The 21,980-nt window shown below is 67.6% G+C and carries 18 protein-coding genes and 1 pseudogene; 4 read left to right on the top strand and 15 right to left on the bottom strand.

All coding sequences use genetic code 11. The annotated features are described in order from the left end of the window. Window positions 1-50 precede the first annotated feature (50 nt). Window positions 51-572 (top strand): O-acetyl-ADP-ribose deacetylase, encoded by a 522-nt coding sequence (locus AC3WQA_RS11745; RefSeq protein ID WP_492675232.1) that lies wholly within the window; start codon window positions 51-53, stop codon window positions 570-572. Here the strand turns inward: AC3WQA_RS11745 and AC3WQA_RS11740 are convergent. From AC3WQA_RS11740 to AC3WQA_RS11690, 11 genes are all read right to left on the bottom strand, one after another. After that, window positions 559-2,316: a BatD family protein gene (locus tag AC3WQA_RS11740; protein ID WP_492675231.1), complete on the bottom strand. Its 1,758-nt coding sequence runs from the start codon at window positions 2,314-2,316 to the stop codon at window positions 559-561. The genes AC3WQA_RS11745 and AC3WQA_RS11740 overlap by 14 nt on opposite strands. Further along, window positions 2,313-4,304 (bottom strand): colicin transporter, encoded by a 1,992-nt coding sequence (locus AC3WQA_RS11735; RefSeq protein ID WP_492675230.1) that lies wholly within the window; start codon window positions 4,302-4,304, stop codon window positions 2,313-2,315. Before AC3WQA_RS11735 ends, AC3WQA_RS11740 begins: the two co-directional genes overlap by 4 nt. Beyond that, the gene (locus tag AC3WQA_RS11730; RefSeq protein WP_492675229.1) at window positions 4,301-5,281 is read right to left on the bottom strand and encodes a VWA domain-containing protein; all 981 of its coding nucleotides are present in this window, start codon (window positions 5,279-5,281) and stop codon (window positions 4,301-4,303) included. Before AC3WQA_RS11730 ends, AC3WQA_RS11735 begins: the two co-directional genes overlap by 4 nt. Then, the gene (locus AC3WQA_RS11725) at window positions 5,274-5,783 is read right to left on the bottom strand and encodes a DUF4381 family protein (RefSeq protein ID WP_492675228.1); all 510 of its coding nucleotides are present in this window, start codon (window positions 5,781-5,783) and stop codon (window positions 5,274-5,276) included. Before AC3WQA_RS11725 ends, AC3WQA_RS11730 begins: the two co-directional genes overlap by 8 nt. Beyond that, entirely contained in the window at window positions 5,780-6,715 is a 936-nt protein-coding gene (locus tag AC3WQA_RS11720) for a DUF58 domain-containing protein (RefSeq protein ID WP_492675227.1), read from the bottom strand. Before AC3WQA_RS11720 ends, AC3WQA_RS11725 begins: the two co-directional genes overlap by 4 nt. After that, a complete protein-coding gene (locus tag AC3WQA_RS11715) occupies window positions 6,712-7,707 on the bottom strand; it encodes an AAA family ATPase (protein ID WP_492675226.1) in 996 nt (331 codons plus the stop codon). The genes AC3WQA_RS11720 and AC3WQA_RS11715 overlap by 4 nt, the downstream gene beginning before the upstream one ends. 136 nt (window positions 7,708-7,843) lie before the next feature. Then, the gene (locus tag AC3WQA_RS11710; RefSeq protein ID WP_492675225.1) at window positions 7,844-10,096 is read right to left on the bottom strand and encodes a type IV pilus secretin PilQ; all 2,253 of its coding nucleotides are present in this window, start codon (window positions 10,094-10,096) and stop codon (window positions 7,844-7,846) included. A gap of 56 nt (window positions 10,097-10,152) precedes the next feature. Then, a complete protein-coding gene (locus AC3WQA_RS11705; protein WP_492675224.1) occupies window positions 10,153-10,689 on the bottom strand; it encodes a pilus assembly protein PilP in 537 nt (178 codons plus the stop codon). Continuing rightward, on the bottom strand, window positions 10,689-11,351 hold the full coding sequence (locus AC3WQA_RS11700) for a type IV pilus inner membrane component PilO (RefSeq protein ID WP_492675223.1): 663 nt from the start codon (window positions 11,349-11,351) through the stop codon (window positions 10,689-10,691). Before AC3WQA_RS11700 ends, AC3WQA_RS11705 begins: the two co-directional genes overlap by 1 nt. Beyond that, complete coding sequence (locus AC3WQA_RS11695) at window positions 11,348-12,064, bottom strand: PilN domain-containing protein (RefSeq protein ID WP_492675222.1); 717 nt, start codon at window positions 12,062-12,064, stop codon at window positions 11,348-11,350. Before AC3WQA_RS11695 ends, AC3WQA_RS11700 begins: the two co-directional genes overlap by 4 nt. Then, window positions 12,064-13,122, bottom strand: coding sequence for a pilus assembly protein PilM (locus AC3WQA_RS11690; RefSeq protein WP_492675221.1), 1,059 nt, complete (start codon window positions 13,120-13,122; stop codon window positions 12,064-12,066). Before AC3WQA_RS11690 ends, AC3WQA_RS11695 begins: the two co-directional genes overlap by 1 nt. A gap of 304 nt (window positions 13,123-13,426) precedes the next feature. On the opposite strand from AC3WQA_RS11690, the gene AC3WQA_RS11685 reads away from it, so the two are divergent. Next, window positions 13,427-15,958 (top strand): penicillin-binding protein 1A, encoded by a 2,532-nt coding sequence (locus tag AC3WQA_RS11685; protein ID WP_492675220.1) that lies wholly within the window; start codon window positions 13,427-13,429, stop codon window positions 15,956-15,958. Between the two features lie 69 nt (window positions 15,959-16,027). Next, window positions 16,028-16,702 (top strand): hypothetical protein, encoded by a 675-nt coding sequence (locus AC3WQA_RS11680; protein ID WP_492675219.1) that lies wholly within the window; start codon window positions 16,028-16,030, stop codon window positions 16,700-16,702. A gap of 72 nt (window positions 16,703-16,774) precedes the next feature. On the opposite strand, the gene AC3WQA_RS11675 is transcribed toward AC3WQA_RS11680, so the two are convergent. The 3 genes from AC3WQA_RS11675 to AC3WQA_RS11665 form a co-directional block, all read right to left on the bottom strand. Next, window positions 16,775-18,070, bottom strand: coding sequence for a citrate synthase (locus tag AC3WQA_RS11675; RefSeq protein ID WP_492675218.1), 1,296 nt, complete (start codon window positions 18,068-18,070; stop codon window positions 16,775-16,777). 400 nt (window positions 18,071-18,470) lie between these two features. After that, on the bottom strand, window positions 18,471-18,716 hold the full coding sequence (locus AC3WQA_RS11670) for a type B 50S ribosomal protein L31 (protein ID WP_492675217.1): 246 nt from the start codon (window positions 18,714-18,716) through the stop codon (window positions 18,471-18,473). Between the two features lie 57 nt (window positions 18,717-18,773). Further along, window positions 18,774-19,712 (bottom strand): nucleoside hydrolase, encoded by a 939-nt coding sequence (locus tag AC3WQA_RS11665; RefSeq protein WP_492675216.1) that lies wholly within the window; start codon window positions 19,710-19,712, stop codon window positions 18,774-18,776. A gap of 240 nt (window positions 19,713-19,952) precedes the next feature. Here AC3WQA_RS11665 and AC3WQA_RS11660 point away from each other — a divergent pair. Then, window positions 19,953-20,339: pseudogene (locus AC3WQA_RS11660) on the top strand (IS110 family transposase); the annotation flags it as partial. A gap of 590 nt (window positions 20,340-20,929) precedes the next feature. On the opposite strand, the gene AC3WQA_RS11655 reads toward AC3WQA_RS11660, so the two are convergent. Beyond that, complete coding sequence (locus tag AC3WQA_RS11655; RefSeq protein ID WP_492673427.1) at window positions 20,930-21,943, bottom strand: IS30 family transposase; 1,014 nt, start codon at window positions 21,941-21,943, stop codon at window positions 20,930-20,932. Between the last annotated feature and the right edge of the window lie 37 nt (window positions 21,944-21,980).

The raw sequence follows: 21,980 nt of genomic DNA, 5'->3' as shown, positions 1-21,980 counted from the left end.
GCCGTATGGCGCAAGCATAAGCTGAACCCGCGCAAGCCGGAGCCATGCCCATGAGCATTCGCGTCATCACCGCCGACATCACCACCCTCGCCGTGGACGCCATCGTCAACGCCGCCAACGAAACGCTGCTGGGCGGCGGCGGGGTTGACGGCGCCATCCATCACGCCGCTGGTCCGGCGCTGCGCAGCGCCTGCGCGGCCTTGCCGCAGTTGCGCCCCGGCGTGCGCTGTCCCACCGGCGAGGCGCGCATCACACCCGGTTTCGGCCTGCTGGCCCGCTACGTGATCCACACCGTCGGCCCGGTCTGGCGCGACGGCCGGCATGGCGAGCCGCACCTGCTGGCCGCCTGCCACCACAACGCCCTGGCGCTGGCACACGAGCACGATCTGCGCCGCATCGCCTTCCCCGCCATCAGCTGCGGCGCCTACGGCTATCCGCCGCCGCTCGCCGCGCGGGTCGCCATCGACGCGCTGCTGGAGGCCAACCGCGAACGGCCCGAGTTCGAGCTCACCGTGTGCTGTTACGGCGAGGGCATGCGTGCGGTGTTCGAAACCGCGCTCAACGCAGCTTGAACGGATAAAGCGGCGGTAGTTCATCCATGCCAGGCGCGTCATCGATGCGCCACGCCAGGCCCGGCCTGAACGCTGCCGCCAGCGCCGCGCCGTCGATCTCCGCCGCCGCACCGCCGTAGCAGCGCTGCTGCAAGGCTTCCAGCGCATGGCGCTGCGTTTCGTCCGCCAGCGCCGCCGTGAGCTCGCCCGGCTGGCGCATCGCGGGGCGCTCGGCCTGCGCCCAGGCCAGCAAGGTATGCAGTTGCGCCGAGGCATCGTGGCCGCGTGCGGCCGCAAGGAAAGCCGCCCGCTGCTCGCGCGCGGAAGGGACGGCCACCGGCGCGGTGGCCGTCGCCGGGCGCGGCGCCTGCCCCCGGTGCAGCCACCACCACGCGGCGAAACTCGCCAGCCACAGCACCAGGCTGGCCAGGGCGATCCAGCGCCACAGCATCAGCTGCCCTGCGGCGCCGGCGACAGGCGGAGCCGTCGCGGTGGGTGCCGCCACGACAGCGCCCGTCGGCGCCGCGGCCGTCGGCGCGACAGTGGCAGCCACCGCTCCCGCCGCCGGCAACACGGTGAGCGTGTGCGCGGGAATCTCGGCGGTCTGCACCTGGCCGCGGGTCACGTCGAACCAGCGCAACGTGGTGGCGGGCAGGGTCAGCGTCCCGGCCTGCTCGGGCACCACCGCAAAGGCGCGCTGGCTGCTGCCCACCAGCCACGGGCCGTCGCTGCCGGTGGTGGTCTTGGGCTGATCGGGATACACGGTGGCACCGCCGACCGCAGGCAGGCTGAGCGCCGGCAGCGCATCGGCCGGCACGCCGGTGGCGGACAACTGCATCTGGAGATTGATCGGCTGGCCCACGCGCACCGGCGTGCCCGCCGCTGGCCAGCCGCTGAGCGTGAGGCTGAGCGCGCGCGCCGGCAGCCACGCCGACGCGCCCCAGTTGGCCGGTACCGGCTGCACCTGCACCGTCACCGGCGGCGCGCTGGCGCTGACCTGGTTGCCGATGCCGAAGAAGCTGTCCGGGTTGCCCGGGTCGAGCGCTTCACCCTGGAAGCCCAGCGCGGGAATGGTGAGCGCACCGGCATGCTGCGGCACCAGCGCATAGCGCCGTTCGATCACGTGATAGGTGTTGCCGCCGCGCACGCTGTCGTACTGCAGATCCTGCCCTACCTGCGACAGCTGCACGCCGCCGACCTGCAGCGCGTCCAGCGCGCCACCGCTCAGGTTGCCGCGATAGAAAATCTTCACCACGTAGCTGAGCTGCTGGCCCACCCAGGCCTGCTTGGGCTCGACGTCGGCTTCCATGAACAGGTTGCGGTCCGGTGCCGCCGCGCTGGCGGCGCTGGCTGGCCGCACCGTGATCGACAGGGGCGCGGTCTGCATGCCGTCGACCGTGAGCGCGGGAATCGTGAGCGCGCCCACGCGGCGCGGCCGCAGCACCACGCCGATCACCAGCTCGCTGCTGCGCCGGCCGTTGACGATGCTGAGGTTGCTGCTCTGCGACTGGCCCAGCACCTCAAAATCCGTCTGCAGCGGCGACAGGTCGGGCGGGCTGGTGAAGCCGCCGCCGGCGACGCGCAGGTTCAGCGTCACCGTGTCGCCCAGGCTCACGGTGTGCCGATCCAGCGTGGCGCTGACCGTGGCAGCCTGCGCCGCCAACGGCAGGATCAGGCACAGCCACAGGGCCAGCCCCCGCGCGGTTCGTCCGCTGCCCGCGATCAGCGCCAGACAGCCCAGCCAAGCCTTTCGTCGCCACATCATGGCCCGTCTCCATCAGGCGCACCGCCGTGGCGGCGCTGGTATTCGAGTTCGAACTTGCGCCGCAGCAGCGCGCCGGGATCGTCGGGCACGCGCTGCAAGGCCTGCCGCAGATCGGCCGGCAGTTTCGCGGAAACATCGTCGCCGGCGGCGGCGCCGAGCTGGTGCGTGGCGGGCGGCGCGCCGGGGTGCGCGGTGGCGGCCCCCAGCTCCTTGTCCAACTGCTGCTTGAGCGCCTGCTGGGCCCGGGTGGCCTGCGCCTGCAACGCCGCCTGCTGCGCGGGCGTCAGCGGCGTGGATCGACTCTTGTCCTGCCCGTTCTTGCCCGGCTGTTCCCTGCCTTGCTGGTGCTGGTTCGCCGTGCCGGCCTTGTTGCCGGGACTCGATGCAGGCGACGGCGGGCTGGCGCTGCTGGCAGCGGAGGCGGGCGGCGGCGAGACGGCCGTGGAGGCCGCCGCTGGCGCATCGGCGGACTTGCCCTCGCCTTGGCCATGCGACGTCGCCGCCTGGTCGTCTTGCGCGTGCCCGCCCGGCTTGCCGGCCTGGCCCTGATCCGCGCCCTTGCCCCGCCCGCTCGCCCCGGCGGCGCCGCCTTGCGACGGCGAGGATGTCTGCGGTGGCGGCTTCTGCTGCTTGCGCAGCCAATCCTCCACCGCCTGCCGGTTGGCCTTGGCATCGGTGTTGCGCGGATCGCCCTTCAGCGCTTCGTCGTACGCATGGATGGCATCGGCATACTTGCCCTCGCGGGCCAAGGCGTTGCCGCGGTTGTAGGCCGCATCCGCGCCCCTGGCCGCCTGCAGCGCCCGTACCGCAGCGGCGTAATCGCCGGCACGATAGGCGGCCGCGCCACGCCAGGCCGGATCTTGCGCCAGTTGCATCGCCTGCTTCGCGTCGCCGCGCCGGAGCGCGCTGGCCGCCTGCTGATCGCGCCGCTGCCACAGGTCGCGCCAATCCATCGCCTGGGCCGGCGCCGGCAGCAGCGGCAACAGTGCCAGCGACAACACCATCAACCAGCCACGGCGGAAGGACAGCGCGGCCAACGGCAACAGCAGCAACAGCAGCCAGGGGCCGCGATCCTGCCAGGCATCGCCCTGCCCGCCCTGCACAGCGTGGATGGTGCCGGCGCGCAGCTCGCCCTTGAGCGCGGCAATGTCGCCGCCATCGTCGCGCATCGGCACATAGCGCCCGCCACCGGCAGACGCCACCGCGGCGAGCGCAGCATCATCGCGCCCGGCCAGTTGCAGCTGGCCCTTGGCGTCGTGCAGAAAGCCGCCGCCCGGCAGCGGCACCGGTGCGCCCTGCGGCGTACCCACACCCAGCACCGACACGTGCACACCCGCGGCCAGCGCCTTGCGCGCGGCCTCGCGCGCGCCCTCGCCGGCGCTGTCGGCGATCAGCACCAGCGAACCGCCGCCCGTGCCGGCGCCGCGCATCAGCTTGACGCCGCGCGCGATGGCGGCCGCCGCATCCTCGCCATCCACCGGCATGGTGTCGGGCGCCATCGCATCGAGCAGGGTGCCGAGGCTGTGCACGTCGGCGCTGAGCGGCGCCACCACGAAGGCCTCGCCGGCATAACCGATCAGGGCGTTCGTGCCGTCGCGATTGGCCAGCAACAGGTCGTGCGCCTTGCGCCGCGCGCGGTCGATGCGGCTGGGTGCCACGTCATGCCCGAGCATGCGCTGGGAGAGCGAAATCGCCACCACCTGCGCGGCGCGACGCGTGTACAGCGGCGACTCGACGCGGCTCCATGCCGGCCCCGCCAAAGCCAGCACCGCGATCGCCCACGCCAGCGCGAGCAGCGCCAGCGGCAGGCGTTGGTGGCCCGGCTTGCCCGCCAGCAAGGCCGGCAGCAAGGCCGCATCGACCAGCCGCGCCAGTGCCTGCTCGCCGCTGGTTCGCCGCGCCGCCTGCCACAGCAGCCATGGCAACGCGGCCAGCAGCAGCAGGCACCACGGCCGCAGGAAATGGAACTGCGCCAGCGCCGCGCTCATGTCGATGACCCCGCCTGGCGTCGACGCGGCAGGCTGGCCAGGAGCCACAGGATCAGCGCAGCAGCCAGCGGCCAGGCAAACCATGCGTGGCGCGGACGCAAGGTGGGCCCGTGTTGCGGCATCGGCTCCAGTGCATCGATGGCGCGATAGGCGTCGGCAAGCTGCTTGCCATCGGTCGCGCGGAAGAAACGCCCGCCCGTTTCCGTGGCGATTTTCGTCAGCATGCCTACATCGAGGTCGGCCGAAGGATTGACGATCTGCGCACCGAAGAAGCCTGGCACGCGCATGCGCTCGGCGCCGATGCCCACGGTATAGATACGCACGCCGGCGGCCTTGGCGGCGCGCGCGGCTTCCTGCGGGCCGATGCTGCCGGCGTTGTTCACGCCATCGGTGAGCAGCACCAGCACGCGCGCCTGCTCGGGCAGCGCGGCCAGTCGCTTCACCGCGATGGCGATGGCGTCGCCGATGGCGGTCTCGCTGCCGGCCAGCCCCACCGCCGCGCCCTGCAATTGCGCGCGCACGGCGTCGAGGTCGTAGGTGAGCGGCGTCACCAGGAAGGCCTGGCTGCCGAACAGGATCAGCCCCATTTCGTCGCCCGCGCGGCGGTCGATGAAGTTGCCGGCGATGGCCTTCACCGCGCCGAAGCGGCTCACGCTCTGGCCAGCCAGTTCCATGTCGGGCGTGTGCATGCTACCGGAAAGATCCACCGCGAGGAACAGCGCGCGCCCGCTGCGTTGCTGCGCCTGCGGCGGCCCCACCCACTCGGGCCGCGCCGCGGCGGCCACCAGGCACAACCAGGCCAGCGTCAGCAGCCAGGGCACGAAGCGGCGCACCTGGCCGCCACCGGCGGCGGCCAAGTGCAAGCCCGGTTGCGGCAACCGCAGCGCACGCCCCGGCGTGGTCGGCGGCAGGTAACGACGCAGCAGCCAGGGCAGCGGCAGAGCGAGCAACAGCCAGGGCCAGGCGAACTCAAACACGGCCCGACTCCCGACGCGGCTTCCATGCGCGCGGCGACGCGGCGGCGACCAGCCAGGTGCGCGCGGCGGCGAGTATCGCCGGCACCTCGAAGCCGGCCTGCGGCCGATAGATCGCCGCGTCGAGCAGGCTCAGCCGGGTCACCACGAGCGGCTCCACCGGCAGCCGCGCCAACGTGTTCCGCCATGCCTCGCCGCGCTGCCGCGCGGCAGCGGCTTCATGTTGGCGCGCCACGCGACGCAGCAGTTGCTGCACGCCGGCGCCCAACGCAGCCACGTCGCCGTCGCGGGCATGCCGCTGCGCCAGTTGCTCCAACTCACGCAGCCACTGCCGGCACCGCTGGCGCCGACGGCGATGCCCGTGCCACCACCACACGGCCACGGCGAGCAGCAGCATGGCCACCGCCAGCAGCCACCACCAGCCCGGCGCCGGCGGCCACCATGGCGGGGCGGGCGGCAGGTGGATGTCGCGCAGGTTGGGGCCAGTGGCGGGCTGCATGCTCATCGCCGACCACCACTCGCACCGAGCAGGTCGCCGACGGCCAGCAGCGGATCATCGCGGGTGTCGATCACCCGGCTGCGCAGGCCGGCGGCTTGCGCCAGCGCCTGCAGGCGCCGCGAGCCCACCGCCAGCGCATGCTGGAACTCGCGCCGCTGGCGCTCTCCCAGCAGCCACACGTCGCGGCGCTCGCCGGCGTGTTCCAGCGGATAACGCCCCGCCGGCGGCAACTCGCGTTCCAGCACATCCATCACCACCAGCACCCCCACCCGGGCGCGCGATTTCAGCTCGAGCAGATGCCGGCGCGCATCGTCATCCGCGCTGAAACCATCGCTGACGACGAGCACGCGGCTGGCACCATGCTGCAACCGCCGTGCGCGCGACAACGCGGCCGACAGCGGTTCGTCGTGCGTGGCCGGCGCCTGCGCATCCCACTCGGCCAGCGCGCCGCATACGGCGAGCGCGCCGCGGGTGCCCGCGCGCGGTCGCAGCAGGCCATCGCTGGCGCCAAAACCGAGCATGCCCACGCGCTCGCCCGCGCGCGCGGCCAACCAGGCGGCGCAGGCCGCCGCACGCGCCGCCTGTACCGACTTGAAGCGCGCACGGGTGCCAAAACGCAGGCTGGCGTGGGTATCGAGCAGAATCAGCAGGCGGCCCTCGCGCTCCTCCTGGAACAGTTTGGTGTGCAGCTTGCCGCTGCGCGCGGTGAGCCGCCAATCCAGCCGGCGCACGTCGTCGCCGGCCTGGTAGGCACGCGATTCGGCATAGTCCATGCCGCGCCCATGCAGATGGCTGGCCTGCGCGCCATGCCGTTCGGCGCGGCTGGCTTGCATCGGCAACTTCATCCGCCCGACGCGCGCGCCCAGCGCGATCAGCTCGGCCAGCGACACGCGGCTGCAGCCATCGCCATCGATCCGTTGGGGCAGCGGCGCGCTCACGGCAGCGGCACGAGATCCAGCAGGCGATCGATCACCTGGTCGGGCTTGACGCCCTCGGCCTCGGCTTCGTAGCTGAGCAGCACGCGATGGCGCAGCACCTCGTGCACGATGGCGTGCACGTCCTCGGGCAGCACGTAGTCGCGACCGGCCAGCCAGGCCACGGCGCGCGATGCGCGATCCAGCGCGATGGTGGCGCGCGGACTGGCGCCCCAGGCGATCCAGCGCGCCAGTTCCTGGCCATAACGGCCCGCATCGCGCGTGGCCAGCACCAGTTGTGCGAGGTATTCCTCCAGCGCCGGTGCCAGGTGCACCGAGAGCACCTCATCGCGCGCGGCGAACACTTCCGCCTGGGTCAGCACGGCCTGCGGCGCAACCGCGGCGTGGGCACCGCCACGCGCCTGTTCACGCGCGAGCTGCAGGATGGCCAGCTCAGCCGCCGCATCGGGATAGCCCATGGTGACATGCAGCAGGAACCGGTCGAGCTGCGCCTCGGGCAGGGCGAAGGTGCCTTCCTGCTCGATCGGGTTCTGCGTGGCCATCACCATGAAAAGTTCGGGCAGCGGCCGCGTGTGTCGGCCCACGGTGATCTGTCGCTCGGCCATGGCCTCCAGCAACGCCGACTGCACCTTGGCCGGCGCACGATTGATCTCGTCGGCCAGCACGATATTGTGGAACAGCGGGCCGGGTTCGAATTCGAAACTGCCCGACTGCGGTCGGAACACGTCAGTACCGGTGAGGTCGGCGGGCAGCAGATCGGGGGTGAACTGCACGCGGTGGAAATCCGCTTCGACGCGGGTGGCCAGCGCCTTCACCGCCGTGGTCTTGGCCAACCCCGGCGCGCCCTCCACCAGCAGGTGGCCATCGGCGAGCAGGGCCACCAGCAGGCAGTCGACCAGTTGGGGCTGGCCGATCACGCAGGCCTGCAGCGCTTCGCGCAGGCGTGCGAAAGCGTGTTGTGATCGGCTCGCTGCCTGGGCTTCTGGTTTGTCCATCGTTTTGATCCGGCGGGAAACGCCGCTGTTGACCGCGGCAACGACAAGAAGTTTAGTCGACCTGGATGGCCGGTTCAGGCCCGCAACGCAAAGAGGCGGCCGAAGCCGCCTCTTTGCCTGTTGCATCGACGATCGGTTACTGCAGCGAATCGCTCAGGATGCGCGGCGTCACGAAGATCAGCAGCTCGGCCTTGGTGTTATTGCGCGAGGTATGGCGGAACAGGAAGCCCACGCCCGGGATATCGCCCAAGCCAGGCACCTTGGTGACGGTGTTCTGCTTGTTGATCTCGTAGATGCCGCCGAGCACCACGGTCTGGCCGTTGTCCACCAGCACCGAGGTGTTCACCGACTGCGTGTTGATCTGCGGCACCTGGCCGTTCGGCGTGGTGAGGAACTTGTCCAGCGAATCCTTCGTCACGTTGATCGCGAGATAGACCCGGTTGTCGGCGGTGATGGTCGGCGTGACCTTGAGCTCCAGCACGGCGTCCTTGAACTGCACCGACGCGGTCTGGCCGCCGGTGCCGCCGACACCGCCCTGATAAGTCACGTAGCCGATTTCCTGGCCCTGCCGGATCACGGCTTCCTGCTGGTTGGCGGTAATGACGCGCGGGCTGGAGATCACCTCACCGCGACCTTCGGTTTGCGCGGCCGACAGTTCCAGATCCAGTGCGTAGTTGCGGCCGAGGATCGCCAGGCCCAGCGCACCGGCTGGCGTGCTCGCCGGAAGGTTGACGTTGTAGCCGCCGGGCAGTTCGACCGAGCCGGGGTGCGGCTGCGGACCGGTAGCGCCGTTTGCCAGCCAGTCGCTTACCGCGTTCCGGTAGGCGACGTTGTTGTTCCAGATGTCGGTGCCGTACTTGGTCGCACCGTCAGCCGTAGGGCCGGTGGTGATGATGTTGCCGTTGTTGGTGCGGTTGCCCGACACGCCCCACTTCACGCCAAGATCGCGGGCGAAGCTGTCCGAGGCGATGACGATGCGCGACTCGATCAACACCTGCTGCACCGGCTTGTCCAGCACGGCCACCAACTTGCGAATCTGCCCGGTCTTCTCGGCGGTGTCGTTGAGCAGCAAGGTGTTGGTGCGCTGGTCGAAGGAGACGCTGCCGCGGGACGACAGGAAGCCACGCGACGCGCTCGCACCGCCACCGGAGGAACCGCCGCCGGTACTTTGCATGCTGCCGGTGGTCAGCAGCTTGGCGATCTCTTCCGCCTTGCCATAGCTGATCGGGATGTAGGTCGTGATGAGCGGCGCGTTATCCTCGGATTTCATGCGGGCCGTGGCGAGGTCTTCCTCATACTTGGCCAGCTCCTGCTGCGGCGCCACCCAGATCACGTTGCCGTCGCGCCGCTTGTCCAGTCCCTTGGCGCGCATGATGACGTCGAGCGCCTGATCCCAGGGCACATTCACCAGACGCAGGGTGATGCTTCCCGAAACCGTATCCGAAGCCACGATATTGAGGCCCGAGGTGTCGGCGATCAGCTGCAGCACCGAGCGCACCGGGATGTCCTGGAAGTTGAAGGTGGCGCGCTTGCCGGTGTAGACCGGCTGCTGGTCCTGCGTCAGCTTGTTGCCGGCACCAGCGGCAGCGGCCTGCTTGGGCGCCACCTCGACCACGTACTGATTGCCTTCCTGGTAGGCGGAAGTATCGACCACACCCTTGGTGGCAATGGTCATCTGCACGCCACCGGCGGAGCGCGTGACAATCGACTGCACCGGCGTGGCGAAGTCCATCGTGTCCAGCCGCTGGGCGAGGTTGGCCGGCACGTTGGCGTTGGGGATGCTGACCTCGACCTTGTCGCCGATGGTATGCATCTGCGCGTCGGCACCGGGGCCGCTGAAGCTCACCAGCACCCGGCCCTGGCCGTTGGCGCCGCGACGGAAGTCGATCTTGGTGACGCTGATGCTGCCGGCCGCCGTGGCAGGCAGTCGCTTGGACGGGTCGATGATCGCCGCCGTGGTGACGTTGCCCGGCTTGGCTTCGGCCGCTTGCGTCGCACTGCCGCCAGCGACGGTGAGCACGAGGCTGTCGCCCTGAACCGTCGATTGGTAGGAGGCCGGCTGCATCAGCTCGACGATCACCCGGGTGCGCCCTCCGGCGGCCACGGCGGACACACCCGAGGTGGCACCCTGGCCGATGTCGGTGTGCCGCGGGGCCGTGGTGCTGGTGCCCGCGAAATCAAGCGCAATGCGCGCCGGATTGTCGGTGGTGAAGATGCGTGGTTGCGGTGGCGTGCCGGTGAAGTTCAGGTGCAGCTGCACGCTGCCGCCAGGCAGGGTGGTGTAGCTGATGTCCTTCAACGTGTTGCCGCCTGCGGCCAGCGCGGCTTGACCGAAGCCTGCGCCGACAAACAGCAGCAACGACAGGAGACAACGAATGGTATGGCGCATGACCCGGCCCTGGACAGATTGGATATGGTTGCTCATTGCATCAGCCCCTGTGTCCCCTATTGCTCGCCGAGTGCGATGCTGGCTTGACGTTCCATCCAGCCACCATTGCCGTTGGATACCAGCTCGACCAGATCGATATGGTCATCGCCGATTGCCGTGATATGACCATAGTTCTGGCCCATGTATTCGCCGTCGTGCACCGGATGGACGACGCCTTTCGGATCTTTCACCAGCGCCTCGATGCCGCGACCGCTACCGATCGTGCCGACCATCTTCAGGCTGTCCAGCGAAAACATTTCCAATGGCTGCTTTGGCCGATTCTGGTCGGGCCGGGGGCCACTGTTGGGGCCTTGCTGCTGGGCGGCGCTGGGGCCGAAGGGATCGCGCAGATCCTGATCGGCGTAGGTGAAGGTCTCGAAGGTCTTGATGACCGGCAACGGCGGGATCGGCGCCCCTTTCTTGGCCTTCTGCTGCGCGACCCACTCGCGCAGGTCGGAAGTTCCCCGGGTGCAACCACCCAGCACCAGCACGGCAGCCAGAAGCAGGCCAACCCGCGCCAGCGTCGCTGGTTTGATGACAGTGGACAGTTTCATCACTTGTGTCCTCCTGCCTTGTTGGCCGGGCCTTTCTCGGCACCGCCAGTTTCGTTCTCGTCGAGGTAGCGGTATGTCTTCACCGTACCCTGCAGCACCAGCTGGCCATTGGTCGAGGTGCCGTTCTTGTCGGCATGTTCGGGGGTCAACGCCACGTCATGCATGGTGAGGATCACCACGCGCGGCAGCGAGGCCACGCCGCTGATGAAGGTGCCGAACTGATGATAGGTACCGACCATCTTCAGCTGGATCGGCTCCTCGGCGTAGAAATCCTTCGGGATCTCGGGTTGCGGCACGAAGGAATCCACCTGCAGCCCCGCCGACAACGCGGTTTGCGAAATGTCGATCAGCAGCTCGGACATCTCGGTCTTGCCGGGCAGCTGGCGCAGCAGCTGGCGCAGCATGTCCTTCATTTCGTCCAGTTGCTGTTTCAGCGCGTCGAGGTTGGCCGCCTTGGCCTGCTTGGTGGTGAATTCCTGCTTGAGCTGCTCTTCTTTTTGCGCTTGCGAAGCCAGCTCGTCCTGTTGGCTGCTGATCTGGGCGTACCAGCCCAGCAGTACCACCAGCAGGAACACCACCGAGGTGAAGAAAAGCTTGACCGTCTTGGACCAGCCGCCGATGTTGTTGCGATCGAGGCTGCGCAGATCGTCGAAGAGTTTCATGCCTTGGCCCCCCCCTTGGCGGCGGCACTGGGTCTGGCCGCATCCGCATGCGCTGTGCCAGCGTGGGCCGGCGATGCCAGGGGAGCCGGCGGCGCCACGGGAGCAGCCACCGGCACCGTCGCCGCGCTGCCGGCCGGCGCCAGGTCATCGGTTGCGCCCGACTCGTCCGCCTTGGGCTTGCTCAGCTTGACGTTGATGCCGAAGCTGTAGGGCATACCCGACGTGTCGTGGATGTTTTCAGTCTTGCGCAGGTCGACATGTCCCATCCACTGCGAAGCCTCGATATTGCGCATGTACTCGGCCACGCTGGCGTTGGACTGCGCCACGCCGTCGAGCGACATGGTGTCGCCGGTCTGCTTGAGCGCCGTGAGGCGCACGCTGGAGGGGATCGTCTTCACCAGCTCGTCGAACAGGTGCACCATCTTCGAGCGATCCGCCTGCAACTGCTCGATGATCTGCTTGCGTGCCAGCAGGTGTTCACGCACCTTCTCCAGATCCTTGATCTGGGCGATCTTGACGTCGAGCTGCTTGATCTCGCCCTGCAGGATGGTGTTGCGATCGTTCTGGTTGTCGATGCGCATGCCCATCCAGAACGTCCACAGCAGGATGAAGCACAAGCCGGCCACGAAGGACAGGATGAGCTGGCCGAAAAACTCGCGTTCGCGCAGCTTGCGCCGCTCCGCGCGCCAGGGAAGGAGGTTGACATGTGCCATCAGTCGAAACTCCTCAAGGCGAGACCGACCGCAACCATCAGCGCCGGTGCATCCTGACCCAGGGTCTGGCCCTGCACCTTGGGCGACATCGACATGCGCGCGAGCGGGTTGGCCACCACGCAGGGCACGCCGATATGCTCTTCGAGCATGCCGGCGATGCCGTCGATGGTGGCGCAGCCGCCGGCCAGCACGACCTGGTCGACCTTGCTGTATTCGCTACCGGCGAAGAAGAATTGCAGAAGGCGGCTGACCTGCTGCACCAGGGATTCCTTGAAGGGCTCCAACGCCTCGCTCTCGTAGGTGTCAGGCAGGCCGCCCTTGCGCTTGGCACGACCGGCTTCCTCGTAGGAAAGTCCGTAACGGCGCATGATTTCGTCGGTGAGCTGCTTGCCGCCGAAGACCTGCTCGCGCGAGTAGATCGTGCGCTGGTTGCGCAGCACCGACAGCGTGGTCATGGTGGCGCCGATATCGATCACGGCCACCAGCGCGTCGCGGCCCACATTGAGCTGGTCGGTGAGCAGGGCGAAGGCGTTTTCCATCGCGAACGCCTCGACGTCGACCACCTTGGCGGTGAGCCCGCCCAGTTCCAGCGCAGCCACCCGCATGTCCACGTTTTCGGTACGCGAGGCGGCGAGCAGCACGCTGTTCATCTCGGGGTTGTCGCGCACCGGCCCCAATACCTCGAAATCGAGGCTCACCTCGTCGATCGGGTAGGGAATGTACTGGTTGGCCTCGACCTGGATCTGGCCTTCAAGGTCTTCCTCGCTGAGTTCGGCCGCCATCGGAATGATGCGCGTGATGACCGCCGAACCCGCCACCGCCGCCGCGGCGTGCTTGATCTTGGCGCCGGATCGCGCCAGCGCGCGTCGGATCGCCTCGCCCACCGCCTCGACCTCAACGATGTTCTTTTCGACCACGGCATTGGGCGGCAGCGGCTCCACCGCGTAATGCTCGACGCGGTAGCGCCCACCACTCTGGCTGAGCTGCAGCAGCTTCACTGCGGTCGAACTGATGTCGACTCCGATGAGCGCCGGCTTTTTGGGTGTGAAGAGCCCCACGGTGTTCCCCCTTTGCCCTGGGCATCAGCAGCCGGGTGTCCGGCTAGTGTGCGGGGGCATTAGATCGAAAATTTTACGTCTGCGCAATGGCCTGCCGCATTTTTCTCAAGTATTTCCCGTGATGGCGCCCACAGTTGTGCAAACGCCGACACGGGGCGTGATGCAGGCCACGTTTCCAGCAACCACAGGATGTTGCGCCACCATCCGTCACGCCACCGTAGATATGCCGATCCCCGCACTCCCCGACCCTCGGCGGCCCACCCCTTATACTCTGCCCGGTTCCGCCACAGGCCTCTTCCGACCAATGCGTATTCTCAAGCGTTTGCTGCGCTGGGCAGTGATTCTGGCGTTTTCCGGCCTGCTGCTGGGCGTGCTCGCGGTCGGCGTGGCGTACTGGCTGGTGGCCCCCCGGCTGCCCGCGGTGACCGTGCTCAGGGATTACCACATGCAGGTGCCGCTGCGCGTGGAGAGCGCCGACGGCAAGTTGATCGCCACCTTTGGCGAGACGCGCCGCATCCCGGTGACCATCGCGCAGGTGCCGGACAACCTCAGGCATGCGGTGCTCTCGGCCGAAGACGCCGACTTCTACCACCACCCGGGCATCGACTGGCGCGGCATCGTGCGTGCCGCCTGGCATGTGGCCATCAGCGGCGGTGAAAAGACCCAGGGCGGTTCCACCATCACCCAGCAGGTGGCGCGCAACTTCTTTCTTTCGCCGGAGAAGCTCTACTCGCGCAAACTCACCGAGATCTTCATCGCGCTGCGCATCGAGCACGAGCTCAGCAAGGATCAGATCCTGGAGCTCTACCTCAACAAGATGTTCCTTGGCCACCGTTCCTATGGCGTGGCCGCCGCGGCCTCGTACTACTACGGCAAGACGCTGCCCCAGCTCAGCATCGCGCAATGCGCCACGCTGGCCTCCACCTTCCAGTCGCCCTCGGTGGTGAACCCGATCAACAATCCCGCGCGCATGCTGGCGCGGCGCAACTGGGTGCTCGGCGAAATGCTCAGGCACCGCTACGTCACGCGCGCGCAATACCAGGCGGCCGTTGCCGAACCCAACGACGCCGCGCCGCACGAGGCGCCGATCCAGGTGGATGCGCCCTACCTCGCCGAGATGGCGCGCCGGCAGGTGCTCGACCGCCTCGGCAACGACGCGCTCACCGAAGGCTACGTGGTGAAGACCACGCTGGACAGCGCACGCCAGCAGGAGGCGGTGAAAGCCGTGCACGACGGCCTGCTTGCCTACGACCAGCGGCACGGCTGGCGCGGCCCGGAAGCGCACGTCGATCTGGCCGAAGACGCCACGCCGGCCGATGACGCCCGCGCCCTGGCCGGCTACGGCGACGTCTCCGGCCTCATGCCCGGTCTGGTCACCGCGAGCACGCCCGGCAACGCCAGCGTGTATCTCGACGATGGCCGCCGCATCGCGCTCGACCTCGCCGGCGTGGCCTGGGCCCGCCCCTACGTCAACGACAGTCGCACCGGCGCCCCCCCGCGCCAGGTGGATGCCGTGCTCAAGCGTGGCGACATCGTGCGCGTGATGCAGAACGACAAGGGCGACTGGCAACTGGCGCAGATTCCCGCCGCGCAGGCCGCGCTGGCATCGATCCGGCCGGAGGACGGCGCCATCGAAGCGCTGGTGGGCGGCTTCAGCTTCACCCGCAGCAAGTTCAACCGCGCGGTGATGGCGGCGCGCCAACCCGGCTCCAGCTTCAAGCCCTACTTCTATTCGGCGGCGTTCGACCACGGCTTCACGCCGGCCTCGATCATCAACGACGCGCCGTTGGCACTGCCCGACCCCTCGAAACCCGGCGGCCTGTGGACGCCGAACAACGACGACGACAAGTTCGCCGGCCCGATGCGCCTGCGCGAGGCGCTGGTCGAGTCGAAAAACCTGGTATCGATCCGCCTGCTCGACGCCATCGGCGTGCGCTACGCGCGCGAGTTCGTCACCCGCTTCGGCTTCCCGCTGGACGCCATTCCGCCCAACCTGACCATGGCGCTGGGCACCGCCTCGGTATCGCCGATGGCCATGGCGCGCGGCTACTCGGTATTCGCCAACGGCGGTTACCTGGTGACGCCGTACTTCATCCGCGAAATCGACGACCGCAACGGCAAGCCCGTCTACGTCGCCAACCCCGCCCGCGCCTGCCGCGAATGCCAGGAGCGTCTGCTCGCCAACCAACCACCCGGCCCGCCACCGGCGGACATGGGCAAGCGCCCGGCCAACGGCCTCGCCAGCGCGGCCAGCACCCCGGCCGATGCCGCAAGCGCCGCCAGCGTCGACGACTCGGGCGTGGAAAAGCTGCCGGCCGACGCCCACGATGCAGGCGCCCACGCCCCCGTACTGGCGCCGCACGTGCTGGGCCCGCGCACCGATTTCCTCATCACTTCGCTGTTGAAGGACGTGATCCTGCGCGGCACCGGCGCCGCCGCGCGCGCCCTGAACCGCCCCGACCTGGCGGGCAAGACCGGCTCCACCAACGACCATCGCGACGCCTGGTTCGTGGGCTTCAACGATGACCTTTCCACGGCCGTGTGGGTGGGTTTCGACAACTACTCCTCGCTGGGCCGCGGCGAATTCGGTGCCAAGGCAGCGCTGCCGATCTGGATGACCTACATGGGCCCGGCGCTGCAAGGCCTGCCGGAAAGCACGCTGCCCACGCCGCCAGGCATCGCCACCGTGCCGATCGACCCCGCCAGCGGCCTGCCGGTGCCCGCGGGCACGCCGGGCAGCCTGAACGAGTACTTCAAGGTCGAGGACGTGGCCCGCCTGCGCAGCCAGGCCACCCAACAACAGCAGGATCAGCAGAACCCGTACAACATCTTCTGACGTGTGCTCGCGATTCCCGGGATGCCGCCGCTTGCGCTAGTCTGGCCGCGCAGGCAGCGGAGAAACGACATGGCCCGAGGCGAACATCACCGCATCCACGCCGGCGACCGCCAGCAGCGCAATCGACGCCGCATCGCGCAGGAGGCCGCCCGCCTGATGAGCGAGCATGGCATCCGCGACTATCGCCGCGCCAAGCTCAAGGCCGCCGAGCGGTTGGGCATCACCGACGAACAGGCGCTGCCACGCAACCAGGAGATCGAGCAGGCGCTGCGCGAGCACCAGCGCCTGTTCCAGGCCGACAGCCAGCCGCAACGCCTGCGCCAGTTGCGCGAGGCCGCCGTGGAGGCAATGCGTTTCCTCGCCCGCTTCGAGCCGCGCCTGGTCGGTACCGTGCTGGACGGCAGTGCCGACGCGCATTCGGCGGTCTGCCTGCACGTCTACAGCGACGATCCCGATGCAGTACATCGCTTCCTGCATGAGCACGGCGTGCCGTACGAGATACAGACGCGCCGCCTGCGCATCAGCCATGACACCCAGGTCGAATACCCGGGGCTGCTGTTCACCGCCGACGCGCTGCCATTCGACCTCACCGTGCTGCCACGCGACGCCTTGCGCCAGGCGCCACTCGACCGCGTCGACGAGAAGCCCATGCGCCGCGCCGGGCTGACCGCACTGCAAGCCCTGCTGGGTGAAGACGACAACGCGGACGAGCTGGAGCGCATGCTGGCCGGCGCGCTGTACTAGGCCTTTTCCCAAACGACAACGCCCCGGCATGGCCGGGGCGTTGGGTGTGCGTGGCGCCAAATGTGGCGCGGATCAGCGCTTGGCCGACGCCACGTAATCGCGCACGCCGTGCCCGGTGTAGACTTGGCGCGGACGACCGATGCGCGCCCCCGGAGTTTCGTGCTGCTCGATCCAGTGCGAGATCCAGCCGGCGGTGCGCGCGATGGCGAACATCACGGTGAACATCTCGGTGGGGATGCCCAGCGCCTTGTAGATGATGCCGGAGTAGAAATCGACGTTCGGATACAACTTGCGCTCGACGAAGTAATCGTCCTTCAGCGCCGCCTCTTCCAGCTTCATCGCCACGTCCAGCAGTGGGTCGTTGACGCCAAGTTCGGCCAGCACCTGGTGGCACATCTCGCGGATGATCTTGGCGCGCGGGTCGAAGTTCTTGTACACGCGGTGGCCGAAGCCCATCAGTCGGAAGCTGTCGTTCTTGTCCTTCGCGCGCAGGATCGCCGACTCGACGTTGTTCGGCGAGCCGATTTCCTTGAGCTGCTTGAGCACCGCCTCGTTGGCGCCGCCGTGCGCGGGGCCCCACAGCGCGGTGATGCCGGCGGCGATCGAGGCGTACGGGTTGGCGCCGGTGGAACCGACCAGGCGCACGGTGGAGGTGGAGGCGTTCTGCTCGTGGTCGGCGTGCAGGATGAACAGCAGATCCAGCGCCTTGGCGGCCACCGGGCTCAGCGCCAGCGGCTCGCTTGGCACCTCGAACATCATGTGCAGGAAGCGGTCGACGTAGCTGAGATTGTTGCGCGGATAGCGGAACGGCCAGCCGATGGAATAGCGGTAGCAGGCGGCGGCGATGGTCGGCATCTTGGCGATCAGGCGGATCGCGGCCAGTTTGCGGTCGGCCGGATCCTCGACGTTGAGATCGTCGTGGTAGAAGGCGGACAGCGAGGCCACCGAGGCGGCCAGCATCGCCATCGGGTGCGCGTCGTGGTGGAAGCCCTGGAAGAAGTTCTTCAGCGACTCGTGCATCATCGTGTGATGCGCCACGTCGTGCTCGAAGTCGGCGAACTCGGCCGCCTTCGGCAGCTCGCCATTCAAGAGCAGGTAGGCCACTTCCAGAAAGCTGGATTGTTCGGCCAACTGCTCGATCGGGTAGCCGCGATACAGCAGCACGCCCTGGTCGCCATCGATATAGGTGATCGCACTCTTGGTGCTGGCGGTGGCGCCAAAACCAGGGTCGAAGGTGTAGTGGCCGGTGTCCTTGTACACCGAGGCGATGTCGATGCAGGCCGGGCCGAGAGTGCCGGTAACCAGCGGCAATTCACTGCTGCGCTGACTGGCTTCATCCACCAGCTTGACGGTCTTGGAATCGGACACGGGAACCTCCTTAAGCGTGGGTCGTCGCCTGCGGAACCGGGAAGCGGCCCGATAGGCGAGGGGGACGAGCATCGTGCCGGGGCGGGCGGGCGATGCGATCCGCGCATTATCGCACACCCACCGGCCGCACATGCGTTTGCGAATGGTGAAAGACCCATGCAAAAAGTCGCCATGAGCGGCTTTTTGACATCGCACCGGCGATGGCCCGACCCGATGGGTAACGATGCCCAGCCAGCGTTCCCCATCTCCCGCCGGGCGAGCGCCACTTGCGGTTGCGCGACGTCACCAGCCAGGTGGTTCGGAAGACCATTCGCCAAGGAGGGGCGCAAAAAAGCGTGGGGCAGACCTTGGCCCGCCCCACGCCGGATATTTCGGCTGCCGTCTCGCGGCGGCGCTGCGCTTACTTCTGCGCGTAACGCTTGCGGAACTTGTCCACGCGACCGCCGACATCCAGCGACTTCTGCTTGCCGGTGTAGAACGGGTGCGAGTGGCTGGAGATATCCACCTTGATCAGCGGGTACTCGTTGCCGTCCGTCCACTTGACGGTGTCCTTGGCGGCAATCGTCGAACGCGTCAGAAACGCGAAGTCGGACGACAGATCCTGGAACACCACCGGACGGTAATTCGGATGGATATCGGGCTTCATGACGGGCTCAATGCAGCGTGAAAAGAACGCGATTCTACGCAGCCGCGCGACATCGCGTCAAGCCGCCGGCACGCCCAACGCCCGACGCACCATCGCCGCAAAGCGCGCATGGTCGATGTCCAGCACCACGTTCGCCTGCGCGGGGCGCCCCAGCCGATCCGCCCAATCCACCACCGTGGCGCCGCGGGTAAGCCGCCCATCCAGCTCCACTGCCACGGCGCGCGATTCGCTGTGCGTAACGAGTGTTGGCTCGATTGCCACCGCCATCGCCAGCGCATCGGCCGCGATCACCCCATGCCGGCCATGCTTGCCGTTGTAGTCGCGCGCGGTGCGGAAAACCTGCCCGAAGAAACGCGCCCGCGCGTCCCCGGCCGCCAGCCAGCCATCGAATTCAGCTTCGTCGAAAGCATGCCGCAGGACGAGCTCCCAGTCGACCAGGTCAAACGCAGGGAAAGACTCGAACACCACGTGCGCGGCCTCCGGATCAAAGCCGATGTTGAACTCGGCGGGCACCTTGCCGGTGTTGCCGTGGCCAGTCACCGCGCCACCCATCACCACCAGCCGCTTCACCCGTGACGGCAGCGCGGGATCGAGCCTGAGCGCCAGCGCAAGGTTGGTCAGCGGCGCCAACGCCACCAGGGTCAGCTCGCCAGGACGCTCGCGCGTGAGCCGCAGCAGCGCCAGCGCAGCGGCTTCGCCATCCACCGCCGCCACTGGCTCGGGGAAACCGACATCGCCCAGGCCATCCTTGCCGTGCACGAAGGCGGCATCTTCTTCCGGCGCGCGCACCAGCGGCGTGGCACACCCCGCGAACACCGGGAAATCGGCCCCCAGCAGATCCTTCAGCGTACGCGCATTGCGTACGGTATGTCCCAGACCCACATTGCCGGCCGCCACGCTCAACCCAGTGATCTCGGCATGCGTGTGCGCCATCATGATGGCCAGCGCGTCGTCCACGCCGGGGTCGGTATCAATCAGGAGTTGCGGTCGGGTCATAGATAATCCACTCATCAATCAGGATCGCCATGTTCGGCTACGCACCAAGCAGTTAACCGAGACGGATACGATAAACCAGTTGTTGGCAAGCAGCCGACGCATCGTTGAGAGCCTAACGCTGGAATTAAGCGGCGGCGCAGCCATCCGCCTTGAACGAGTAAAAAGAGACTTCCTCCCCTTTCGGCCTCGAGGGCCATGATGGTGTTGCGACACAACCGTCACTGCGAAGAGGAAGTCTCCATGAGCACTATAACCATCGGTGTGGATTTGGCGAAGAGCGCGTTTTCGGTGTGCGAGATGGACGGCGCCGGGCACGTGTTGCGGCGGCAGGACCTGAAGCGTGAGGCGTTCGCGCTGTGGCTGGCGCAGCGGCCGGCGGGCACGGTGGTGGCGATGGAGGCGTGCAGCGGGGCGCACCACTGGGCGCGACGCTGCATCGAGTACGGCCTGCAGCCCAGGTCCATGGCCGCACAGTTCGTGGCGCCGTTCCGCAAGAGCCGCACCATCAAGAACGACCGCAACGATGCCGAGGCGATCGCCACGGCGGCGCAGCAGGGTCACATGCGCTTCGTGCCGGTGAAGACGGTGGAGCAGCAGGCGCAGCTGGCCTGCCAAGGCCTACGAGATCGTCCCAGTCGCTGGTTGGTAAGAACCAGAGGCTTAGCTGGCGCAGAACTCCCAGGTTGCCATGCTCTAGCTCGGAGATGGCGTTACCCAAAGCTTGGGCGGAGCTCTCCGCGTTATCGAATCGCTCGGAGTACCCGTGTTACGGGCTTTGCGAGGACGGCGACGTGTGTTGGGCATTTTGGGTGGCCGAGCAAGACACGACATTGTACGTGCACGAAGACCTGAGAATTGAGTGGTACGGCACGGGTTGGCCCGATCTGTACGAAGTGGACGAAGACAGCGGATGTTGGTGTGAGAAAGCCGCATAACGCCTGAGGTAACCGGCGCGAAGACCGCGTAGCGGGATTTGCGCCCGGTTGACCAAGTTGTTAGAACTCACGCTCGCGATGTACCTGCTTGAGGACTGTTTCACGGTTACGAAAGTCTCCGGGGAACGGTGTGTATACGGAGAGCGTGGGAATTGGCAAATGCAATGTTGCAAAATCGTTGTAAGCGTAGCTCGCAAAGAACGTGATATCGAGCATCTGGTGCTCCGGCGGCGGAGAGTCGAAGCTTAGGATGGGCGGTTTCAAGGTCCACGTGCAACATGATCAATGAATTGTTCCGGCGCTTGCTTCGGCGAGCCTCAGGTGGTCGTTGTAGACCTCCAGCGGGGTACGGAATTGATGACGCTTTCGCGGTCGGGTGTTGAGGCTGAGGGCGATCTGGTTGAGCTCGTCCTGGCTGTAGACCGACAGGTCGGTGCCCTTGGGCAGGTACTGTCGAAGCAGGCCATTGGTGTTCTCGTTGCTGCCGCGCTGCCAGGGGCTGTGCGGGTCGGCGAAGTACACCTGCACGCCGGTACGCAAGGTCAGGGCGTCGTGGTAGCTCATCTCCTTACCCTGGTCGTATGTCAGCGTCTTGCGCAAGGCTTCAGGGATGCTCTTCAGCGCCTTGCCAAAACTCTCCAGTACGTCGGCTGCGCTGGCGCTGCTCATCTTGGCCAGCACCACGAAGCCGCTGGTGCGTTCGACCAGTGTCCCCACGGACGAACGGTTGCCGGCGCCCTTGATCAGGTCGCCCTCCCAGTGTCCGGGAATCAAGCGATCCGCCACTTCCGGTGGACGTACGTGGATGCTCTGCATGTTCGGTATCTGGCCGCGTCGATCCATCCCGCGCGTGCGTGGCTTGCGCGTGCTGCGGCCTTGGCGCAGGCAGTCGATCAACTCCTTGCGCAGTTCGCCGCGCGGCACCAGGTACACCGCGGTGTAGATCGTTTCGTGAGACACCCGATAGCTCGCCGCGTCAGGAAAGGCCCTCGCCAGTATCCCGGCGATCTGCTCCGGCGACCAGCGTGCCCGCAACAGCGCCTGCACGGTTTCCCACAGCGCAGGGTCGTCCAGTTTTCGCGTCACGCGCGGTTTGCTCCGGCATTCCCGACTACGCTGATGCGCCGCCTGCGCCTTGTAGTTCGCCGGGTCGACACGTGCCCGGCGGCGCTCGCGACTGATCGTGCTCGTCGCACGTCCCAGCGAGCGGCCAATGGCACGCAGGCTGTCACCCGCCTCCAAGCGGCGCTGAATCTCCACTCGCTCTTCCAGGGTCAGTTCGTTGTACGTTCTCATCGCAACAGCCTATGTCAGAATCGGCAAGGTGTTGCAC

The organism is Rhodanobacter sp. FW106-PBR-R2A-2-24 (genome assembly GCF_058789615.1).
This window is presented reverse-complemented; position numbering and strand designations above follow the sequence as displayed.

Excerpts from the sequence above, each read along its gene's own strand:
- AC3WQA_RS11745 (WP_492675232.1), top strand. The coding sequence starts at position 51 with ATGAGCATTCGCGTCATCACCGCCGACATCACCACCCTCGCCGTGGAC.
- AC3WQA_RS11685 (WP_492675220.1), top strand. The coding sequence starts at position 13,427 with ATGCGTATTCTCAAGCGTTTGCTGCGCTGGGCAGTGATTCTGGCGTTT.
- AC3WQA_RS11725 (WP_492675228.1), bottom strand. The coding sequence starts at position 5,783 with ATGAGCATGCAGCCCGCCACTGGCCCCAACCTGCGCGACATCCACCTG.
- AC3WQA_RS11680 (WP_492675219.1), top strand. The coding sequence starts at position 16,028 with ATGGCCCGAGGCGAACATCACCGCATCCACGCCGGCGACCGCCAGCAG.
- AC3WQA_RS11710 (WP_492675225.1), bottom strand. The coding sequence starts at position 10,096 with ATGCGCCATACCATTCGTTGTCTCCTGTCGTTGCTGCTGTTTGTCGGC.
- AC3WQA_RS11700 (WP_492675223.1), bottom strand. The coding sequence starts at position 11,351 with ATGAAACTCTTCGACGATCTGCGCAGCCTCGATCGCAACAACATCGGC.
- AC3WQA_RS11665 (WP_492675216.1), bottom strand. The coding sequence starts at position 19,712 with ATGACCCGACCGCAACTCCTGATTGATACCGACCCCGGCGTGGACGAC.
- AC3WQA_RS11715 (WP_492675226.1), bottom strand. The coding sequence starts at position 7,707 with ATGGACAAACCAGAAGCCCAGGCAGCGAGCCGATCACAACACGCTTTC.
- AC3WQA_RS11705 (WP_492675224.1), bottom strand. The coding sequence starts at position 10,689 with ATGAAACTGTCCACTGTCATCAAACCAGCGACGCTGGCGCGGGTTGGC.
- AC3WQA_RS11695 (WP_492675222.1), bottom strand. The coding sequence starts at position 12,064 with ATGGCACATGTCAACCTCCTTCCCTGGCGCGCGGAGCGGCGCAAGCTG.
- AC3WQA_RS11740 (WP_492675231.1), bottom strand. The coding sequence starts at position 2,316 with ATGATGTGGCGACGAAAGGCTTGGCTGGGCTGTCTGGCGCTGATCGCG.
- AC3WQA_RS11735 (WP_492675230.1), bottom strand. The coding sequence starts at position 4,304 with ATGAGCGCGGCGCTGGCGCAGTTCCATTTCCTGCGGCCGTGGTGCCTG.
- AC3WQA_RS11655 (WP_492673427.1), bottom strand. The coding sequence starts at position 21,943 with ATGAGAACGTACAACGAACTGACCCTGGAAGAGCGAGTGGAGATTCAG.
- AC3WQA_RS11670 (WP_492675217.1), bottom strand. The coding sequence starts at position 18,716 with ATGAAGCCCGATATCCATCCGAATTACCGTCCGGTGGTGTTCCAGGAT.